An 18,750-nucleotide genomic window follows, 5' to 3' on the forward strand; every position below is an offset into this window, starting at 1 on the left:
GGCCCCATGCCGGTGGCGGTTTGAGCATGGCTCCTTTGCGTTGAGCCATGGCCCGAAGGGAATGCGAATGAGCTCAGCCGGTGACGGCTGAGCTCATTGTTTTTCTTCGGTGCGCCGTTGGCGGGTGACCTGCCCCTGCTTTACCCTCCCGCTCATGTCTCTGACCATTGCCTCTGCCGTTGAGAGTGAACTGCTCATCAAGAAGAGCCGGTTCCTGTGTTGCGTGCAACCCGTCCCCGACCGTGAGGCCGCAAAGCTCATCGTCGCCGGATTGCGCGAGACGCATCCCGGGGCCGCGCATGTCTGCTGGGCGCTTCTTGCGGGTGGCCACTCCGCTGCGGTGGATGATGGCGAACCGTCAGGTACGGCCGGGCGCCCGATGCTCGATGTGCTGCGGCATCAGGATCTGGACGGAGTCGTGGCGACGGTTGTGCGCTACTACGGAGGCGTTCAGCTAGGGGCAGGCGGATTGGTGCGGGCCTACACGAACTGCGTTGCCCAGGCTCTCAAGTCGGCGACCAAGGTGCCTGTTCTGAAAGTGCGAACCCTTCAATGCGCGGTTCCCTACGCGCTTGAGGGGCTGCTGCGTCGAGAGCTTGAAGCGGCCCGGGGGCAACTGCAATGCGTTCAGCATGGCGCACAGGTCACGTTCGTTTTTTCGCTTGAGGAGAGCTCAGCCGCTGCTCTGGTTGAGCGCCTGGATGAGGCTGGCAAGGGGCACATTGCCTGGTGCGCCCCAACCTTGGCCGACTGAGGTCATCGAGTTGTCGCGCCTCACCGGGCGCGGCCGATGTTCGGTTGTTCGTGTTGTTCTGCGAAGTGGCTGAGTTGCGCCGGTACGGACTCGTTGTCCACCTTGGCGGAGTCAGGTGTGTCGATCCGCGACCCAGGTCCAGGCCAGAAAGCAAAAAGCCCAGCCGGTGAGGGCTGGGCTTTCCACTGTATTTTGTGGTGGTGATGGGCAGAATCTAGCTATCACCACCAAAAAAAATCAGGCCGTTGATCTGTCGGGGCTTTCTGTCGCCGCCTCGGTGTCGAGGTTGATCGATGTGTCACACCCAAGTGCAACACCTGACCGGCAGTGTGAAGGCGTAATCCGTAACGGTCAATCACCCTTCCATTGGCAACCTTGCCAGGGCGGGCCTGGTCAGGTGAGTTTTCAAATTCACTTCGCGCAAAAGACAAGGTAGGGCATCTGGACGTCGCAATTCTTCTAGGACTTCGCTCCTTGCCATGATCGTGCCATCACCCCGCCATTAGGATTAGACGATTGCTTCGTCCTCTCGACCCGCCTTCCTCATGGCTTCAATCTCGTCGCTGGTCAGTTCCTTGATCAACAACTCCGGCAAGTCCTTCTCGGTGTCGTCAATGCTCTTCTCGATCCGTAGCGTGTGACGCATCATGTCTGACGTATTCTTGATCGCGGTGGAGTAGGCTGCTGCCGCACGCATGACCAGAACGGCTTCCTTAAGCGATGTAGCTTGAAGATGCTCGGTGGCGTTGATCATCAACTCCCGGAGATGTTGAGCGTGCGCCAGGTCGTCATTGATGAGCTTGGCAGCCTCTTCTTTGATTGCCTCATCTGACGTAACCCGCTTCAACAGGTCAGCCCTTGCGTTGTCCAAAACATCTTTCTTGATACTTCCCTTCTTCGTGCCGTGGTCTGCAAAGTGACGTTGCAACGACCGCACACTGATCCCAAGGCGCTGGCTGATTGAGAGGGCGGTGTAACCGGCCTCTCTTAACGCCAATGCCTGACTGATCTCTGCGGGGCTTGCTGTTTTCCTTATCATGACTTTCTTCTGATAAACACTTTGGACGTAGGAAGGGCATTCTTTTCAGTTTCAGACCGGAGGTCTGAATACTGAATGCAAAACATGGGTAGGTTGAGGTGCAATACTCCCCCAACCCCATCGAGTGCGATGAAGGTTAGGTGGCACGCCTCAACCCGACCATGAACATGGTATAGGTTCCATTGAGCCTCAATCGTAGCCACAGCTATGTGTTGCATGATTCGACTAGATCGAGGTCCGGCGCTCATCGAATCACACTCACTGACACGGCCTGCGGCGACCTTTTGGGCCAACTCCACCGTTGGGGTTCTGTCAGTTCCTTCTACCCCTGCGCCATCAAAGATGCCGCCCACTCATGCCCGAACGTCTGGATACCGATAAAGCATGAGGGAAATGATTACTGAATGCCCATCACCTCCCTGTATTTCTGAACCAAGTGTGCGGGAGGGGCTGAACGCAACGATTCAGCCATGAAAGCCTGAACCTCTTCATCGGTCGCCCCCTGCGCCCACATCTCTTCTGCAAGCACTTCCACTAAGGCCATGCGGGAGATAGCCATTTCAAGGAGGTCGAAGAGCACTTGCGAGCGGCTAGATCCGCTTGAAAGAACCATCCTATCAATGAATGACAGCATCCCACCCCCAAGCGAGACCATGAACTCGCCATGACCTTCAGCAGCCTTACGAGCGCGGCTGGCACGCTTTCGCTCGGCAGCGGTCATGGGCGCATCACCGATGGGCTTTCGACCGCGCTTCGAGGAAGGTTCGGATTTCGTATTCATAAGAACGAATCTATCACAAAATACGTGACATGTCACGAAAAATGATATCATGACTACATATCAAACGTCCGTCTCGAAATGTAGTCAGGAGAAACGCATGGGGCACCGCAAGTTCGTTGCATACTTCCGCGTCAGCACCGCCCAACAGGGACGGAGCGGTCTTGGCCTTGATGCTCAACACCAAACTGTTGGCGCGTATCTCGCAGCTCAGAACGGGGAGTTAATTGGGGAGTTTCAAGAGATTGAAACTGGCAAGGGTTCCAATGCGCTGGCAAAGCGCCCTGAACTGGCCGCAGCCCTTGCAATGTGCAAGCGAAACAAAGCTACGCTGATCATTGCAAAACTTGATCGACTTGCACGCAATGTGCATTTCGTTTCAGGCTTACTAGAAACAGGCGTGGATTTTGTGGCGGCTGACATGCCCAACGCCAACAAGACGATGATTCACATGCACGCCGTAATGTCCGAGTGGGAGCGCGACCAGATCAGCGAACGGACCACGGCAGCACTAGCAGCAGCAAAAGCAAGAGGGGTCAAGCTTGGCTCAGCAGGAGCCGCAAACCTCAAGCCTCACCTTGAAGCTCGTCAATCAGCAGCCAAAATTTTTGCCGAACGCCTGTCTGGCGTGGTTGCGGGGTTTAAGGCGGCGGGAATGACCCAGCGAGCCATGGTTGATCAACTAAACACCCTCGGCGTAAAAACCGCCAAGGGTGGCTCCTGGTCACTAATTCAACTTCAGCGCGTCATGAAACAGATAGGCCACCCAAGCCGTGCCTAGTCAGTCAATGAATCGCAGAAATGACGCACCAGAAAGAACAACCAAGGAATTTGACTTCGCTGCAAGAGGGCGGAGTTGAAGGCTTGCGGCACGGAACGAGTCGAGACAATGTCGGCCAAGTCCGAAATTGTGTAGCTCTGGTCCTCAGCGTCCATCTCACCAGGGCGAACGCAGGCGCGGATTAGCGCTGCACACAACTCTACCAAGCACGTCTGGCCACCAAGGAAATCCCACCAGCTTTTCCCTACGCGGATCGTTGCATTGATCCTGATTCCCTTATGAGTGAATCCACACTGCCAACGACTGTGAGGTAGTTCGTGGAAGCTGCCTTCTGGCAATTTCTCAGCCAGATTGCGAATAATGTGCCAGTCCTTCTTATTCGACTGCTTCTGAGTGCCGTAAAGGACGCCATACGTGAAATCAATCTCCGTAACTCCTGCCTCCGCTGCCCAGGCAGGTGCGTGGCTGATGATAGCGTCAGCAAAGTTCTCGCTCATCTCATCATTTAGGCAACGAGGACCACTCTTGAGGGTGGCAACCTTGAGCAAACCACGGTCCAGCTTTCGCCCATCAAGGGAGGAGTTGGAGGTATGCATTCCGCTGAGAACACATTGCCAACCAAAGACCGGCAGCAGAATCTCTTCAATCATTCTGCCTGCCGATGTCTCCATCGAAGAGAATAACTTTGCAGGTAAGATGTCACCTTCGATCTGGCTGACCCGCGAATAATTGTTCCTCTTGGAATACATCATCAATACGAAAGGGCTTGTCGAGAATTTGGCGAACACAGACTCCGCCGGCGGCAAGCTCGCAACATGATTGCTGATTTTCGCGCGGAACAACGTCTCTATGTCCAAGACACGCTGCCTGGCTAAGGAGTCCTGATCAATGCAACCAAGAGTTTCCAATAGCTCCGCTTTGCTCAGCGTAAGTGGAACCGCACGTGGTAACCCTGCGTGACCTCTCGCCATCACCAATTCCTTCTACGCGATTTTGCGCGATTTTCGTTGTGTTTTTCTGTGGGCGTATGCGGCCTCATCGCTGTCGCCACCGTCCTCCCAGACAATAGCCTTCCCGCCCTTGAACCACTGACGGGTTCTCACATGCGACTGAATATAGACTATTCTGAATGCATCAGGGGCGACGTCAAGTTTTTTCCAGTCCCGCGCCTTCACGACATCTAAATGTGATGCGATGACATCACCGGCAACTTTGCCCAAGCGAGTCGGAACCGCGTTCCCAACCTGGCGGTATTTTTCGGAAACCGTCCCTGAGAACTCCCAGTCATCAGGAAACTCTTGAATTCGGCCGTATTCGCGCAGGCTCAACGCTCGTGTTTCAACCGGGTGGCAGAGCGAAGTGCTGGCGTGATTCGGCATTGTGACTAACGTAGGACATGGCAGATCGAAGGTCAGCCGACGCCACCAGCCAGAGCGCCCGCCTTTGGCGTGCCATGCCTTTCCCATTGACTCCTGCTGCAACTCGACAGGCAAACTTCTCCAATTTGACCCCTGCGGGATGAGTGACAGAAAACTCTTTTTCCGAGGGCTGAAATCCAGAACGACAGGATCGGCTTCCTGTAAATCGCCAATAGCATCACGAAGAGTTCTCCAGGGATGTATTGCCGCGCTCTGGAACAAATCAGCCTGTGGCTTCACTGATTCGACAGGGCCATGGGTTGGATTGGGAAAATCCACCTGTTCGTTGTAGCGATTGCCGATGAAGATCACTCGCTCACGAATTTGAGGCGCACCATAATTGACTGAATTCACCTCGAATACATCAAGGTGGTAAGCTGCTCCAGGTATCGCCTGCAAATCTTCGGAAAAGCGTCGGACCACGGAGCCAGGCTCTTCATCAGCGCTTAGTGGTGGCCCACCATTTTCTGGCCGCTCGGCAATAGGGCGATGCTGTAACGCGGCAGAGATAAGCCCTCTAACGTTCTCCATCAAAAAGAATTTGGGCTGGATGTGTTCAACGAAACGAAGGTATTGCCAGAGCAATGTCCCTCTGGGGTCTTGGACCGTTCCTCGCTTCCCGGCGGTGCTAAAAGATTGGCACGGTGGGCCGCCCACCAACAGATCAACCTCCCCCGGTTTTAGGCTAAGCGCATTCAATACCTCTGATGGGGCCAGGTCGGTAATGTCACCCTCGAAAACTTGAAGGTTGGGATTCACCCGTCCTGCGGCAACGTTCTTTCTGATCGTGTCGCAAAAAACGCGCTCCTTCTCTGCGCACGCAACGATCTCGTAACGGCCTGTGCTATCTAGGCCAAGGTCAAGACCCATGCCGCCTGAGAATAAGGAGATAACTTTGTATTTCTGTTTCATGTCCATGACCAACGTGCGCCAGCTAGGATCGTCGACAACTCAACGTGCAATCGTAACGTATCGGAGCTAAGCACTTCCGATTCTTTGTTAGGGCCGCAGAGCCCGTGAATAGCCCAGGTAATGGGTGGCTATACCCAGTTCCGAGAAAGCTGCATAGAGCGTGATTGTGAGGCCCTGGCAGCCTCTCAGGGCTTCAGGGAGCGTGGTTTGCGGTTCCTGGCTTTCTTGTAAGCGGTCGTGTCCTTGAACTCCGGGTGTTGAAGCCCGAACGACACGCGGGACATTACCTCTGTTGCACGCTCCATCGGGATGTCTATCGCACCTAGGTAGGTGCCAGCATGAACGTCCTTTGCTGCATGTCCAAGCAAGCGACGACGTAGGTCGGCATCACCCGTCAAGGGGAACAACTTGCCGGCCAGGGTTGAACGGAACGAATGGAAAACTTTTCGAGAACGCTCCCCTTCATCCTTGCCTACGCCAACTGATCGCCGGTAGTCCGTGAAATCAGTCGTGGCACGCTTGGCGAAGCCGTCACGGGCAGCAGCACCTATCTCTGGAAATAGCCGCTCGTGTCCTTCAGCACGCAGCAATTCAACGTAATCAAGCAGACCTGCCCTGATTAGCTCGGGGTGAATTGGCACCTCCCGCGGGGCGTGTTCGTTCTTGCCCTCGTCAGTGGTGTCGTGGTCTGACAGCCGCATGGAGTGGTGGCTATGAACCGTCGAGAACGATGCAAGGTGCAGCCCGGCCAGTTCCTCCAGGCGTGCGCCTGTATAGAGGCCGAGCATGGGCAACCAGAACTGCGAAGCCTTCTTAAATGAATTCTCCCGATAGAACTCTGAGTGGAATAGCAGCCTCAGCTCGTCGTCCGTGAAAGGAAGGTAACTCTTCACCTTGCTACCACCACTCCGCTTACCTTTGGCGGCCTTCAAGTGGGGCAGCATCTTTGCGTCGAGGTCGTGGTGATTAACTCCGTGAGCGATCACAGCGCTAACCCGGTATAGATTTCGGTTCTTCGTTTCGGGGCTGTCCTGCTCACGCCCCATGACTTCTGCCCGATAGGCTTTTGCGGCTGCAACCGTCAAGTCGTGCTTGCCTGCATGGGCAGCGAACCTTCTCCAGATTGGCCCATAGTCCCGAGTTCTGGCGGTTTTGGCGTCTTTCCAGCGCCCTGATCCGACGCCTTCTCGCAAGAAGTCCTCGAATAATTCATCGGCTGAAATGCTCGGGGTGGTGCTCGGAGGGGCTGGCGGGGTTGATCTGGCTGCTCCTACCATGATCGCAACTTCCAAGTCACGCGCATGGCGCTTTTGCTGCTCCTGCTGCTGATATAGCCCCTCTGCGATCTCGCGTTCGAGCCTGTCATTATCGCGCTCTGACTCTGCAAGTCGAAGCTGCATTCCGGCCCGTCTGATTCGTTCTCGGCAGTCGGGTAGCTTGGCGAAGTTGTCGAGAAGTTCCTGGGCTGTGAGCTTCTTGTCAGTCATGGTGCGAAGTTGGGCAAAAGCAATATCGGTCTGTGCCGCGTAAGCACGGGCCAAGATGATAGCCTGACTGCGCTCACTGGTCCCGAGAGAGCGGATCAAAAAAGGCTGTTCAACCGCAGTGAGTAAATCATCGGGCACCCGACGGCGAAAATAATAGATAGTGCCGTGCCTGGATCGGGTTAGGAAGTCTCTGGCCATGTGTAGCACCTTTGTGCAGCACCGGACGGCTTCCTGAAAGAGAAAAGGCCGCTGAACCTTGCGGATCAACGGCCTTGAGTATTTTTGGTGGTGATGGGCAGAATCGAACTGCCGACCTATGGGTTATGAATCCATCGCTCTAACCGTCTGAGCTACATCACCAACAGAGCGCAGCAATATAGCCGTTCAACCTGTGTGCGTCAATATCCTGTTGAAGGGAATTTTCAGGTGCGCTGTGCGCGGCGAGGCTGGGGTTTTGCTGGCGTCCGGGCTGGAGGGCTTGATTTATAAGGGGTTTGCATTGACAGGACGGGGGCGATCGGAGATCATCCAGAGCCTTGATATCCTCCATCGGCATTGCCGGGAAATCGTGCGCGACCTCCGTCTCGTTTTGTGCCTCGTTTTGGCCTGCCTGAGTTCTCAGCTTGCGCTCGCCGCTGGGCTGCGGCCGTTTCCCGCTGGTGCCAAGAAGGTGGAAATGACCTTTGTCGCGGTCGGGAAGGTGAGTGTGGATGGCGATGTCTTCCTGCTCAGTCCCGGTGCACAGATTCGTGACACCCACAACCGTATCGTATTGCCCTCCTACGTGAACGGAGAGCATATGGTTCGAGTGCTGATCGATAATATTGGCCAGGTTCATCGGGTGTGGATTCTCACGCCCGAGGAAATCGCTGCGCCCGACCCCAAGCAGTGAACACCCCTCAATGAAGAAACTCTACATCCGCACCTTCGGGTGCCAGATGAACGAGTACGACTCCGACAAGATGGCGGACGTACTTGGTGCGAAAGACGGTCTGACCAAGACCGAGAACCCCGAAGAAGCGGACATCATCCTGTTCAACACCTGTTCGGTACGCGAGAAGGCGCAGGAGCGGGTGTTTCACGACCTTGGTCGGGTGCGTCTGCTCAAGCAGCAGAATCCGGATCTGATCATTGGTGTGGGTGGTTGCGTGGCGAGCCAGGAAGGCGAGGCGATCGTTAAGCGCGCGCCCTACGTGGACGTGGTGTTCGGCCCCCAGACCCTGCATCGTCTGCCGGCGCTGATCGAGGCCCGGCGCAAGAGCGGTCGCTCGCAGGTGGATATCTCTTTCCCCGAGATCGAGAAGTTCGACGCCATGCCGCCGGCGCGGGTTGAGGGCGCGAGTGCCTTCGTGTCGATCATGGAGGGGTGCTCCAAGTACTGTACTTTCTGCGTGGTGCCTTACACACGTGGCGAGGAGGTGTCCCGCCCGCTCGATGATGTCCTGGCTGAGGTCGCAGGACTGGCGGCGCAAGGGGTGAAGGAAGTGACCCTGCTGGGGCAGAACGTGAATGCCTGGCGCGGCGAGATCGTGCGCCAAGGCGGCGAGGAGGGTGATTTTGCCTTCCTGCTGGAGTGTGTGGCCGACATCCCCGGCATCGAGCGTATCCGCTACACGACCTCGCATCCGCGCGAGATGTCGCAGCGGGTGTTCGATGCCTACATGAACATCCCCAAGCTGGTGTCCCATCTCCATCTGCCCGTGCAGTCCGGTTCCGATCGCGTGCTGGCGGCCATGAAGCGTGGTTACACCGTGCTCGAATTCAAGTCGGTGGTGAAGAAGCTGCGCGCTGCGCGGCCCGACCTGTCGCTGTCGTCGGACTTCATCGTGGGCTTCCCCGGTGAGACCGAAGAGGACTTCGAGAAGACCATGAAGCTGATTGACGAGGTGGGCTTCGATTCGTCCTTCAGCTTTGTGTATAGTTCGCGTCCGGGTACGCCTGCGGCGGATCTTGAAGATCCGGTACCGCAGGAGACCAAGTTGCGCTGGCTGGCGCGGCTGCAGAAGCGGATCGACGAGCAGGCGCAGGTCATCAGTCAGGCCATGGTGGGAACCGTGCAGCGCATCCTCGTCGAAGGGCCTTCGCGCAAGGATCCGGACGAGCTTGCAGGGCGCACCGATAACAACCGCGTGGTCAACTTTGTGGCAAGCTCGCCCAACCGGACCCGGTTGATCAACCAGTTCATCGATGTCCGGATCACGTCTGCGCTGCCGCACAGCCTGCGTGGCGAAATCGTGACGCGGGAGTCCTGATGGCGCGCAGTATCGAACTGTCCTTCGAGCCGGTCGACAATGCCCGGCTCGCCAATCTGTGCGGCACGCTCGACGAGAATCTGCGCCAGATCGAAGCTGCATTCGACATCACCATTTCCCGCCGTGGCGAGCGCTTCTCGCTGCAGGGGGCGCTGACCAAGACGCGGCTCGCCGAGCAGGCGCTGAAGCAGTTCTATGCCGGGGCCGACGAGCACCTGTCGCCCGCCGATCTGCAGCTTGCGCTGATCGAGATCGGCACCCATGCGGATGCCGTGAAATCGGCGCCGGTGCTGATGACGCGCAAGCACGATCTGCACGGGCGCACGCCGCGTCAGGTCGAATACCTGCGTAACATCCAGGAGCATGACATCACCTTCGGCATCGGCCCCGCCGGTACTGGCAAGACCTATCTCGCGGTCGCGAGTGCGGTCGATGCACTGGAGCGCGACCTGGTCGAGCGCATCCTGCTGACCCGGCCTGCGGTCGAGGCGGGCGAGCGCCTTGGCTTTCTGCCGGGCGATCTGGCGCAGAAGGTCGACCCCTATCTGCGACCGCTGTACGACGCCCTGTATGAACTGATGGGGGTGGAGCGGGTCACCAAGCTCTTCGAGCGCGGTACGCTCGAGATCGCACCGCTTGCCTTCATGCGCGGGCGCACGCTGAACAACGCGTTCATCATTCTCGATGAAGCACAGAACACGACGCCCGAGCAGATGAAGATGTTCCTGACCCGGATCGGATTCGGTGCCAAGGCCGTCGTTACCGGCGACCTCACCCAGATCGATTTGCCGCGAGGCAACCGCAGCGGCCTGCTTGAGGCACGCGAAGTGCTTGGCAAGGTGCGCGGACTGGCCTTTACCGAATTTCAGAAAGAAGATGTGGTGCGTCACCCCCTGGTGGCCCGCATCGTTGAAGCCTACGACAAGCAGACGGCGCGCGTTGCGCGTGCTGCTACAGCAAAAGCAAAGGAAGTGAGTCATGCCCAGGCAGGCGAATAGCCCCAAGATCATTGCCATCGACAGCGAGGGGCGCTCGAGCCGTGTCAAGGCCGAGCGCCTTGAGGTTGAGTTCAGCGATGGCCGCCGCCTGCTGCTGTCCTTTCCCAGCAAGGCGTGGGGAGACATCGAGGTCGAGGCGGACACGGTAAATGAGGCCGATGTCCCCGTCATCAGCGTGCAACCGGCCGCCTGTAACGTGCTGACCCTGCGCGTGGACGTGCATCACGACATGATCGAGGTCGATTCGATCGATCTGCCGGAAACCGTAGCGCCGCCGATGCTGAATCTGACGGTGCAGAAGGCGCTGGAAGGCAGCGACCGGATCAGTGCGCCCAAGAAGCACCAGATCCGGCGCTGGGCTCAGGCTGCGCTGCAGCGGGATGTCGAGGTTACCGTGCGTCTCGTGGGCGAAGCGGAAGGCCGGGAGCTCAACCGCAACTACCGTGGCAAGGACTATGCGACCAATGTGCTGACCTTTGCCTACGGCGAGGAGTCGGACATGCCGCAGGTCGAGGGCGCACCCTTGATGGGCGATCTCGTCCTGTGCGTGCCGGTTGTGGTGCGCGAAGCGGGTGAGCAGGGCAAGTCGCTCGATGCGCACTTTGCCCATCTGGTGGTGCATGGCATGCTGCACATGCAGGGCTATGACCATGAAGTGGAGGCTGAGGCGAGCGTCATGGAAGCGCGCGAGCGCGACATTCTGCGTACCCTCGGCTATGCTGACCCATATGCATGAGGGCAACGCCTCGGGGTGAGGCGTAAGGCGTGGGTGATTGCATGCATGGTTCGTGCTTGTAATTGCTCACTCCTTATTCCTTACCCATCACTAAAATGGACAGTAGCCCTAGTAAACCCTCGCTAATCGAGCGACTTTCGGCCCTTCTTTCGCGCGAGCCGGAAGATCGCGATGAGCTTCTCGCGCTACTTCACTCGGCATTCGATCGCAATCTGCTCGATGCCGATGCCCTTTCGATCATCGAGGGCGCCCTGCAGATGTCGGACATGCAGGTGCGTGACGTGATGATTCCCCGTGCCCAGATGGACGTCGTGCATGTCGACGATCCGATGGACAAGATCGCCGCCTTTGTCGTCGACACTGCCCACTCGCGCTTCCCTGCAATCGGGGAGAGCAAGGACGATGTATCGGGCATCCTGCTGGCAAAGGACTTGCTGCGTTACTTTGCCGGTCGCGAGTTCGATCTGCGCGACATGCTGCGTCCAGCGGTGTTCGTGCCCGAATCCAAGCGCCTCAACGTGCTGCTGCGCGACTTCCGGGTCAGCCGCAATCACATGGCCATCGTTGTCGACGAGTACGGTGGCGTTGCCGGCCTCGTGACCATCGAGGATGTGCTCGAGCAGATCGTCGGCGACATCGAGGACGAGTACGATTTCGACGAGATCGGCGACAACATCCGCCTCGACCAGAGCGGGCGCTACCGCGTCAAGGCAACCACCGAGATCGAGGACTTCAACGCGGCGTTTGCGACTCATTTCAGCGATGAGGAAGTCGACACCGTCGGTGGCCTGGTCATTCGTCAGTTCGGTCGCCTGCCCAAGCGTGGCGAGGCCGTGGTGCTTGAGGGGCTGAAAATCCAGGTGCTCCGCGCAGACAGTCGCCGAGTGCACACCCTCGTGGTGGAGCGGGTGCCGGTCGTATCCGAAGTCAGCGGCGACTGATGATCGCGCTGTTGCGGGGCCGGCTGACGCCGGTTTTCCTGCCGGCGTTGCTGGCTGGTGGCGTGTCGGTGCTCGGCTTCGCGCCCTTCGGCTGGTTCGTGCTCGTATTTCTCGGTGTGGGCGCGCTGGCCTTCCTTCTTGAGCGCGCCCCCGATGCCCGGGCGGGATTCATGTGCGGGCTCGGATGGGGGCTGGGTGCTTTCCTGGCCGGCGTGTCCTGGCTCTACGTTGCGCTCAACCGTTTCGGTGGCATGCCCATGCCGCTCGCGGCGTTCGCCATTCTGCTGTTCTGCCTTTACCTCGCGCTCTATCCGGCGCTGGCCGGTGCGCTCTATGTGCGCCTCAAGTCAGGCGGTCTGGTCTGGAGGGGGGTGTTGTTCGCGGCCTTGTGGATTCTCGCCGAGTGGCTGCGGGGCGTTGTCTTCACCGGCTTCCCCTGGCTTGCCACCGGTTATTCGCAGACCCCGCCCAGCCCGCTGGCTGCCTATCTGCCGGTGATCGGCGTGTACGGCGTCGGCGGCGCGGTCGCCTTCGTTGCGGCCCTGGCTGCGCTTGCACCCTGGCGCCGGCTGCGGGGCTTGCCGCGACCGCTTGCGATCATCGCCGGCGTGTTCGTGCTCGCGATCGGACTTGGCCGCGTCGAGTGGACCGAGCCCGAGGGCGAGCCGCTGTCGGTTGCCCTGATCCAGACGAATGTCGAGCAAGACCTCAAGTGGGCGCCCGGGCACTTTGCCGAGGTGTTGCAGACCAATCTGAGGCTGGTGAGCGATAGTCGCGCGGATTTCGTGGTGTTGCCGGAGACCACCCTGCCGACACTGGTGGAGCGACTGCCTGAAGGCTATCTCGACCTGCTCGGCGGCATGGTGAGTGAGCGTGGCGGCATGCTGGTGCTTGGGGTGTTCTCCCGTGACGATGCCGGGCAGATCTTCAATGCCGCGATCAGCGTTGGCAACGGGCCGCAGCAGCACTACGCCAAGCGCCATCTCGTGCCCTTCGGCGAATATTCGCCGCCTTTCTTTGGCTGGTTCTACCGTCTGGCGGACATCCCGATGTCGGATCAGACGCGCGGTGCCCGCGAGCAGCCGCCGATGAGTGTGCTTGGGCAGCGCGTGGCCTTGAACATCTGCTACGAAGATCTCTTCGGGGCGGAGCTGCTCTCCAGCCTGCCGCAAGCTACGCTGATGCTGAACATTTCCAATCTTGCCTGGTATGGCGATTCGCTGGCGCAGCCCCAGCATCTGCAGATCGCCCGCGTCCGCGCGCTCGAGACCGGACGCCCGATGCTGCGCTCGACCAATACCGGCATGACTGCCGTGATTCAGCCCGATGGTCACGTCGACGCGGTGTTGCCAGCCTTCGAGGCGGGGGTGCTCGAAGCCGAGGTGCGTGGCTTCAAAGGGATGACGCCATATGCACACTGGGGCAACTGGCCGGTGTTGCTAATTGCTGCCGGACTGCTGCTGATCGCCGTGCTGCGGCGACGGCGGGCGCCTGCCGCCTAGCCTGACGGCGCTGGCAATGCGCTTGCCGCCGGCATTGCAGACACCCTGAAAATGCGCGCTGGCGCACCGCGATTGAGCCGATGCAGCTGATCGCCTGCCCGCGCGGGGCCGAATGCCAGTAAAATCCTGTGCTTTGCGTTCGTTGCGCGGCCCTGCCGCCCGAGACCATGTCACTCAAGAATCCGACCTTCCAGCAAGTCATCCTGACGCTCCAGCAGTTCTGGGGCGAGCGTGGCTGCGTGCTGCTGCAACCCTACGATCTCGAAGTGGGTGCCGGCACCTCGCACACCGCCACCTTTCTGCGCTCACTCGGCCCCGAGCCGTGGAATGCGGCCTATGTCCAGCCCTCGCGCCGTCCCAAGGATGGCCGCTATGGTGAGAACCCGAACCGTCTGCAGCACTACTACCAGTATCAGGTGGTGCTCAAGCCGTCGCCGCTGAACATCCAGGAGCTCTATCTCGATTCCCTGCGTGCGCTCGGTATCGATCCCAACGCGCACGACATCCGCTTTGTCGAGGACGACTGGGAGAACCCCACGCTCGGCGCCTGGGGTCTGGGCTGGGAAGTGTGGCTCGATGGCATGGAAGTCACCCAGTTCACCTATTTCCAGCAGGTTGGCGGCATCGACTGCAAGCCGGTGCTGGGCGAGATCACCTATGGTCTCGAGCGCCTGGCGATGTATCTGCAGGGCGTCGAGAACGTCTATGACCTCGTTTGGGCCGTGTATCCGGACGGTTCCAAGGTTACGTACGGCGACGTCTACCACCAGAACGAGGTCGAGCAGTCGACCTACAACTTCGAGCACTCGAACGTCGAGTTCCTGTTCTCGCTGTTTGCCAACTATGAATCCGAAGCCAAGCGCCTGATGGAAGTCGGCCTGGCGCTGCCGGCCTACGAAATGGTGCTCAAGGCGGCGCACAACTTCAACATGCTCGACGCCCGTGGCGCGATCTCGGTGACCGAGCGCGCGGCTTACATCGGCCGCATCCGCAACCTGTCGCGCGCGGTGGCGCAGGCTTACTACGAATCCCGTGAAGCGCTTGGCTTCCCGATGCTGAACAACAAGGAGCCCGCGTGATGACCAGCGCGACCCTGCTCGTCGAACTTCTGACCGAAGAATTGCCACCCAAGGCGCTGCCGCGTCTGGGCGAGACTTTTGCTGCCAAGATTGCCGAGGGTCTGAAAGCACGCGGGCTGGCACCCGCCACTGCGACCTTCCGCAGTTTCGCCAGCCCCCGCAGGCTGGCCGTGACCGTGGCGGACGTTGTCGCTGCCGCTGCGGCAAAGGACGTGACAGAGAAACTGATGCCTGTGTCCGTGGCCCTCGATGCCGAAGGCAAGCCCACGCAGGCCTTGCTCAAGAAGATGGAAGCAAAGGGCATTGCGCTGGATGCGGTTGCCGGCTTCGAGCGCCGTGTCGATGGCAAGGCCGAAGCCCTGTTCCACACCGCAACCGTGCCGGGTGCGAAGCTGGAAGACGTGCTGTCGACCATCGTTCAGGACGCGGTCAAGGCGCTGCCCATCCCGAAGGTGATGCGCTGGGGGGATGGTGATGCGACCTTCGTGCGTCCGGTGCACAAGCTCTCAATGCTGCACGGCGCGGACGTCGTGCCGGGGCGTGTGCTCGATCTCGACAGTGGCCGCACCACCCGTGGTCACCGTTTCATGAGCCGAGGCGAGATCGATATCGCCACCGCCGACGCCTACGAGCCCACGCTGCTGGCCGAAGGCAAGGTGATGCCGGATTTTGCCGGGCGCCGAGGCGAGATCGAACGCCAGCTGATCGCCGAGGCTGCACGCCAGCAGGCGTCGATCGGCGAATATGCCGATCTGCTCGACGAAGTGGCGGCGCTGGTCGAGCACCCCACGGTCTACGTTGGTGAGTTCGAGGCTGAATTCCTGGCCGTACCGCAGGAGTGTCTGATTCTCACCATGCGCGCGAACCAGAAGTACTTTCCGCTGTTTGACGTCGACGGGACGCTGCTGAACCGCTTCCTGATCGTATCGAACATGCAGCTGGAAGACCCGTCGAACATCATCATCGGCAATCAGCGCGTGGTGCGTCCGCGTCTGTCCGATGCGCGCTTCTTCTTTGAACAGGACAAGAAGCAGACCCTCGAGTCGCGCCTGCCGCGGCTGGCGAGCGTGGTTTACCACAACAAGCTGGGTAACCAGTTCGAGCGCGTCGAACGGCTCGGCGTGCTGGCCGGTCATATCGCCGGCCTGCTGTCTGCCGACGTCCAGGCAGCGACACGTGCCGCATTGCTGGCCAAGGTCGATCTGGTGACCGACATGGTCGGCGAGTTTCCGGAACTCCAGGGCGTGATGGGGCGCTACTATGCCCGCCATGACGGTGAGAGCGCGGTGGTGGCGGATGCCATCCAGGCGCACTATCAGCCGCGTTTCGCCGGTGACGTGCTGCCGGACGGCAACGTTGCGTGTGCGGTTGCGCTTGCCGACAAGCTCGATGCGCTGGTGGGATTCTTCGGCATTGGCATGGTGCCGACGGGCGACCGCGATCCGTTCGCGCTGCGTCGGACGGCGCTGGGCGTGCTGCGGATCCTGATGGAAGCACCGCTGCCGCTCCAGTTGCCGCAGCTGATCGAACTCGCCGCCGCCGGGTTTGCCCCCGGAGTGCTGACTGCCGAAGGCTTCCAGGCGCAGCTGCAGGACTTCATGCTCGAGCGTCTGCGCAACCTGCTGCGCGAAGGCGCGGGCGGGCGCGATGCTGCCGTCGCCGACGCAGTGCTTGCGCTGCGCCCGGCCCGCATCGACCTCGTGCCGGCCAAGCTCGACGCGGTCGAGGCCTTCCTCGCGCTGCCCGAATCTGCCGCACTGGCTGCCGCCAACAAGCGCATCGTCAATATCCTGAAGAAGACCGAAGCGCAGCCCGGCGAGCCTGACGTGGCCTTGCTGCAGGAAGAGGCGGAGAAGGCGCTTTTCCACCAGCTCAACGAGATTGCGCCGCTGGTCAGCTCTCATGTTGCCAACGAGAACTACACCGAAGCCCTGCTCAAGCTCGCAAGCCTGCGCGATGCGGTGGATGCCTTTTTCGACGGCGTGATGGTGATGGCCGAAGAGCCCCTGACGCGGCAGAACCGGCTCGCCCTGCTGGCGCGGCTTGCTGGCCTGATGAACCAGGTGGCTGACCTTTCGCGTCTGTCGGCCTGATCGATCCGGAGGCGGCCCGCTGCGTGCGGATCGCCTCCAACCCGTGCGGAGCGTGTGAATGAAGCTGATCATCCTGGACCGTGACGGAGTCATCAATGTGGACTCCGACCAGTTCATCAAGTCTCCCGATGAGTGGAAGCCGATTCCCGGCTCGCTGGAAGCCATTGCACGGCTCAATCAGTGGGGCTGGCGGGTGGTCGTGGCCTCCAATCAGTCCGGCGTCGGGCGCGGGCTGTTCGGCATGGACACGCTCAATGCAATCAACGACAAGATGGTGAAGAGTCTGGCGCAGGTCGGTGGCCGGCTCGATGCGATCTTCTTCTGTCCGCATTCGGCCGACTCCACCTGCGAGTGTCGCAAACCGAAGCCTGGCTTGCTGATTCAGGTCTCGGAGCGCTTCAACGTCGACCTCAAGGGCGTGCCGGTCGTCGGCGACAGTCTGCGCGACCTGCAGGCTGGCATCGCCGTCGGCTGCAAACCCTATCTCGTGCTCACCGGCAAGGGCACGAGAACTCAACAGGACCCGGCCCTGCCCGAAGGGACGCTCGTCTATCCTGATCTGGCAGCGGTTGTTGCCGATCTCACTGCCTGAGCCTGCGGGTCTTTATCGTGATCTTTCTCCGTTCCTTTCTGTTTGCGATCGTCCTCGCGATCGTCACGCCGCCGTATGCGATCTTCGGGGTGCTGACCTTTCCCTTCCCGCCGCGGGTCAGGCACCGGATCATCACCTCGTGGGCGCCGCTGGTCATGTGGTTCGTGTGGCACCTGCTCGGTATCCGCTACCGGGTGATCGGCAAGGAGAACATTCCTGCGGGGCCGTCCGTCATCCTGTCCAAGCATCAGTCGGCGTGGGAAACCATGGCCCTGCAGGTGATCTTTCCGCCCCTGTGCTTCGTGCTGAAGCGTGAGTTGCTGCGCGTACCGTTTTTCGGTTGGGGGCTGGCCCAGATTCCCGGTATCGCCATCGACCGCGCTGCCGGCAAGGATGCGCTCGCTCAAGTCGTTGAGCAGGGCAGGGCCAGGCTGAAGGAAGGCTTCTGGGTCGTGGTGTTTCCCGAAGGCACGCGCGTGGCGCCGGGAACGACCCGTCGCTACAAGATCGGCGGAACCTGGCTGGCAAAGCGCGCCGGGGTCCCCATCGTGCCGGTGGCTCACAATGCGGGCGAGTTCTGGCGGCGCAATGCGTTTCTGAAGCAGCCCGGCGAGATCGTGGTCAGCATCGGGCCTCCGATCGACGTCAAAGGTGTGAAAACGGAAGAGCTGAACACCCGGGCCGAAGCCTGGATCGAGGGCGAGATGCGGCGGCTCTTTCCGCATCACTACACGGCTGAGGCTCTGGCAGCGGTTGGCCCGGACATCAAGGCTGCCGAGTCCGAAGACCTCGGTTGATAAGATCGGGAGCGCAGTGCGCTGGCCAGGTTCAGGAGCCTGCGCAGACGATCCGGTCCGGTGTTAAGTGATCAGGGGGCTTGATGAAAGGCGAATGCCTGTGCGGAGAGGTAAGGTTCGAAATTGATGGAGCGCTGCCGAACCTCTATCAATGCCACTGCTCCCTGTGTCGTCGAGCAACTGGGTCTGCGGCCAATGCCGCTACTTTTGTCCAGCAAGCGCACTTCCGCTGGGTGTCCGGTCAGGAAAGAATCCGCTCCTTTCAAAAGCCAGGCGGCTACCGGACAGACTTCTGTTCGGTATGTGGCAGCCCCGTTCCAAATGCGCTGAGAGGTACGGAGATGTTCTGGGTTCCAGCCGGCCTGCTCACAGGACTGGTCGCATCCAGAATCTCTGCGCACCTTCATCTGGCTTCAGCGGCGGCGTGGGAGCAGGAATCAGACGATTGCGTTCGCCTGGACGGTGGCCCCGACAGTCTGGAGTCTCTCAAGCAGTTGTTGTAGTGGCCGGATGCCCATCTGGCTGCGCACTCTCTGCGCCCTTCCATGAGCGCGATATGCCGTAGACGAAAAAATGGCCCCGCACTGCGGG

General features: G+C 59.9%; 18 protein-coding genes and 1 tRNA gene. 13 read left to right on the forward strand and 6 right to left on the reverse strand.

Annotation, left to right across the window (positions count from 1 at the left end):
• The first annotated feature begins 154 nt into the window (after nt 1-154).
• Nucleotides 155-754 (forward strand): IMPACT family protein, encoded by a 600-nt coding sequence (locus AC22G6_RS04670; protein ID WP_487365816.1) that lies wholly within the window; start codon nt 155-157, stop codon nt 752-754.
• A 508-nt stretch (nt 755-1,262) separates the two neighbouring features.
• Here AC22G6_RS04670 and AC22G6_RS04675 read toward each other — a convergent pair.
• Nucleotides 1,263-1,793, reverse strand: a complete 531-nt coding sequence (locus AC22G6_RS04675; protein ID WP_487365817.1) for a hypothetical protein — start codon at nt 1,791-1,793, stop codon at nt 1,263-1,265.
• 397 nt (nt 1,794-2,190) lie between these two features.
• Entirely contained in the window at nt 2,191-2,514 is a 324-nt protein-coding gene (locus AC22G6_RS04680) for a hypothetical protein (protein ID WP_487365818.1), read from the reverse strand.
• 157 nt (nt 2,515-2,671) lie between these two features.
• Here AC22G6_RS04680 and AC22G6_RS04685 point away from each other — a divergent pair, with 157 nt between their 5' ends.
• Nucleotides 2,672-3,352 carry a recombinase family protein gene (locus AC22G6_RS04685; protein ID WP_487365819.1) on the forward strand — a complete coding sequence of 227 codons (681 nt, stop codon included), beginning with the start codon at nt 2,672-2,674 and terminating at the stop codon, nt 3,350-3,352.
• Here AC22G6_RS04685 and AC22G6_RS04690 read toward each other — a convergent pair.
• From AC22G6_RS04690 to AC22G6_RS04705, 4 genes are all read right to left on the reverse strand, one after another.
• Entirely contained in the window at nt 3,349-4,209 is an 861-nt protein-coding gene (locus tag AC22G6_RS04690) for a PDDEXK family nuclease (RefSeq protein WP_487365820.1), read from the reverse strand. The two genes, AC22G6_RS04685 and AC22G6_RS04690, sit on opposite strands and share 4 nt — an antisense overlap.
• Nucleotides 4,210-4,335: 126 nt before the next feature.
• Nucleotides 4,336-5,688 (reverse strand): DNA cytosine methyltransferase, encoded by a 1,353-nt coding sequence (locus tag AC22G6_RS04695; protein WP_487365821.1) that lies wholly within the window; start codon nt 5,686-5,688, stop codon nt 4,336-4,338.
• A 179-nt stretch (nt 5,689-5,867) separates the two neighbouring features.
• On the reverse strand, nt 5,868-7,367 hold the full coding sequence (locus tag AC22G6_RS04700) for a DUF6538 domain-containing protein (protein WP_487365822.1): 1,500 nt from the start codon (nt 7,365-7,367) through the stop codon (nt 5,868-5,870).
• An 85-nt stretch (nt 7,368-7,452) separates the two neighbouring features.
• Nucleotides 7,453-7,529 (reverse strand) — tRNA-Met (locus AC22G6_RS04705).
• A 49-nt stretch (nt 7,530-7,578) separates the two neighbouring features.
• Between AC22G6_RS04705 and AC22G6_RS04710 the strand changes: the two genes are divergently transcribed.
• From AC22G6_RS04710 to AC22G6_RS04760, 11 genes are all read left to right on the forward strand, one after another.
• Nucleotides 7,579-8,061, forward strand: coding sequence for a hypothetical protein (locus AC22G6_RS04710; RefSeq protein ID WP_487365823.1), 483 nt, complete (start codon nt 7,579-7,581; stop codon nt 8,059-8,061).
• 10 nt (nt 8,062-8,071) lie between these two features.
• Complete coding sequence (gene miaB, locus AC22G6_RS04715; RefSeq protein WP_487365824.1) at nt 8,072-9,421, forward strand: tRNA (N6-isopentenyl adenosine(37)-C2)-methylthiotransferase MiaB; 1,350 nt, start codon at nt 8,072-8,074, stop codon at nt 9,419-9,421.
• The gene (locus AC22G6_RS04720) at nt 9,421-10,419 is read left to right on the forward strand and encodes a PhoH family protein (RefSeq protein ID WP_487365825.1); all 999 of its coding nucleotides are present in this window, start codon (nt 9,421-9,423) and stop codon (nt 10,417-10,419) included. The genes miaB and AC22G6_RS04720 overlap by 1 nt, the downstream gene beginning before the upstream one ends.
• Nucleotides 10,400-11,155, forward strand: a complete 756-nt coding sequence (gene ybeY / locus AC22G6_RS04725) for an rRNA maturation RNase YbeY (RefSeq protein ID WP_487365826.1) — start codon at nt 10,400-10,402, stop codon at nt 11,153-11,155. The genes AC22G6_RS04720 and ybeY overlap by 20 nt, the downstream gene beginning before the upstream one ends.
• A 95-nt stretch (nt 11,156-11,250) precedes the next feature.
• Nucleotides 11,251-12,096 (forward strand): CorC family transporter, encoded by an 846-nt coding sequence (locus AC22G6_RS04730; RefSeq protein WP_108949382.1) that lies wholly within the window; start codon nt 11,251-11,253, stop codon nt 12,094-12,096.
• Nucleotides 12,096-13,598 carry an apolipoprotein N-acyltransferase gene (lnt, locus tag AC22G6_RS04735; RefSeq protein ID WP_487365827.1) on the forward strand — a complete coding sequence of 501 codons (1,503 nt, stop codon included), beginning with the start codon at nt 12,096-12,098 and terminating at the stop codon, nt 13,596-13,598. The genes AC22G6_RS04730 and lnt overlap by 1 nt, the downstream gene beginning before the upstream one ends.
• Before the next feature lie 167 nt (nt 13,599-13,765).
• Entirely contained in the window at nt 13,766-14,677 is a 912-nt protein-coding gene (gene glyQ, locus AC22G6_RS04740) for a glycine--tRNA ligase subunit alpha (RefSeq protein WP_108949381.1), read from the forward strand.
• Complete coding sequence (gene glyS, locus AC22G6_RS04745) at nt 14,677-16,770, forward strand: glycine--tRNA ligase subunit beta (RefSeq protein WP_487365828.1); 2,094 nt, start codon at nt 14,677-14,679, stop codon at nt 16,768-16,770. Before glyQ ends, glyS begins: the two co-directional genes overlap by 1 nt.
• 58 nt (nt 16,771-16,828) lie before the next feature.
• Nucleotides 16,829-17,362 carry a D-glycero-beta-D-manno-heptose 1,7-bisphosphate 7-phosphatase gene (gene gmhB / locus AC22G6_RS04750; RefSeq protein ID WP_487365829.1) on the forward strand — a complete coding sequence of 178 codons (534 nt, stop codon included), beginning with the start codon at nt 16,829-16,831 and terminating at the stop codon, nt 17,360-17,362.
• A 17-nt stretch (nt 17,363-17,379) separates the two neighbouring features.
• Entirely contained in the window at nt 17,380-18,159 is a 780-nt protein-coding gene (locus AC22G6_RS04755) for a lysophospholipid acyltransferase family protein (protein WP_487365830.1), read from the forward strand.
• Between the two features lie 83 nt (nt 18,160-18,242).
• A complete protein-coding gene (locus tag AC22G6_RS04760) occupies nt 18,243-18,662 on the forward strand; it encodes a GFA family protein (RefSeq protein WP_487365831.1) in 420 nt (139 codons plus the stop codon).
• The last annotated feature ends 88 nt before the right edge of the window (nt 18,663-18,750 follow it).

This window comes from Parazoarcus sp. PS-13 R2A (assembly GCF_057621855.1).

What these genes read in the sequence shown, in the direction of transcription:
- AC22G6_RS04670 (WP_487365816.1), top strand. Translation starts at nt 155, where the DNA reads ATGTCTCTGACCATTGCCTCTGCCGTTGAGAGTGAACTGCTCATCAAG.
- AC22G6_RS04675 (WP_487365817.1), bottom strand. Translation starts at nt 1,793, where the DNA reads ATGATAAGGAAAACAGCAAGCCCCGCAGAGATCAGTCAGGCATTGGCG.
- AC22G6_RS04680 (WP_487365818.1), bottom strand. Translation starts at nt 2,514, where the DNA reads ATGACCGCTGCCGAGCGAAAGCGTGCCAGCCGCGCTCGTAAGGCTGCT.
- AC22G6_RS04685 (WP_487365819.1), top strand. Translation starts at nt 2,672, where the DNA reads ATGGGGCACCGCAAGTTCGTTGCATACTTCCGCGTCAGCACCGCCCAA.
- AC22G6_RS04695 (WP_487365821.1), bottom strand. Translation starts at nt 5,688, where the DNA reads ATGGACATGAAACAGAAATACAAAGTTATCTCCTTATTCTCAGGCGGC.
- AC22G6_RS04700 (WP_487365822.1), bottom strand. Translation starts at nt 7,367, where the DNA reads ATGGCCAGAGACTTCCTAACCCGATCCAGGCACGGCACTATCTATTAT.
- miaB (WP_487365824.1), top strand. Translation starts at nt 8,072, where the DNA reads ATGAAGAAACTCTACATCCGCACCTTCGGGTGCCAGATGAACGAGTAC.
- AC22G6_RS04720 (WP_487365825.1), top strand. Translation starts at nt 9,421, where the DNA reads ATGGCGCGCAGTATCGAACTGTCCTTCGAGCCGGTCGACAATGCCCGG.
- ybeY (WP_487365826.1), top strand. Translation starts at nt 10,400, where the DNA reads ATGCCCAGGCAGGCGAATAGCCCCAAGATCATTGCCATCGACAGCGAG.
- AC22G6_RS04730 (WP_108949382.1), top strand. Translation starts at nt 11,251, where the DNA reads ATGGACAGTAGCCCTAGTAAACCCTCGCTAATCGAGCGACTTTCGGCC.
- lnt (WP_487365827.1), top strand. Translation starts at nt 12,096, where the DNA reads ATGATCGCGCTGTTGCGGGGCCGGCTGACGCCGGTTTTCCTGCCGGCG.
- glyQ (WP_108949381.1), top strand. Translation starts at nt 13,766, where the DNA reads ATGTCACTCAAGAATCCGACCTTCCAGCAAGTCATCCTGACGCTCCAG.
- glyS (WP_487365828.1), top strand. Translation starts at nt 14,677, where the DNA reads ATGACCAGCGCGACCCTGCTCGTCGAACTTCTGACCGAAGAATTGCCA.
- gmhB (WP_487365829.1), top strand. Translation starts at nt 16,829, where the DNA reads ATGAAGCTGATCATCCTGGACCGTGACGGAGTCATCAATGTGGACTCC.
- AC22G6_RS04760 (WP_487365831.1), top strand. Translation starts at nt 18,243, where the DNA reads ATGAAAGGCGAATGCCTGTGCGGAGAGGTAAGGTTCGAAATTGATGGA.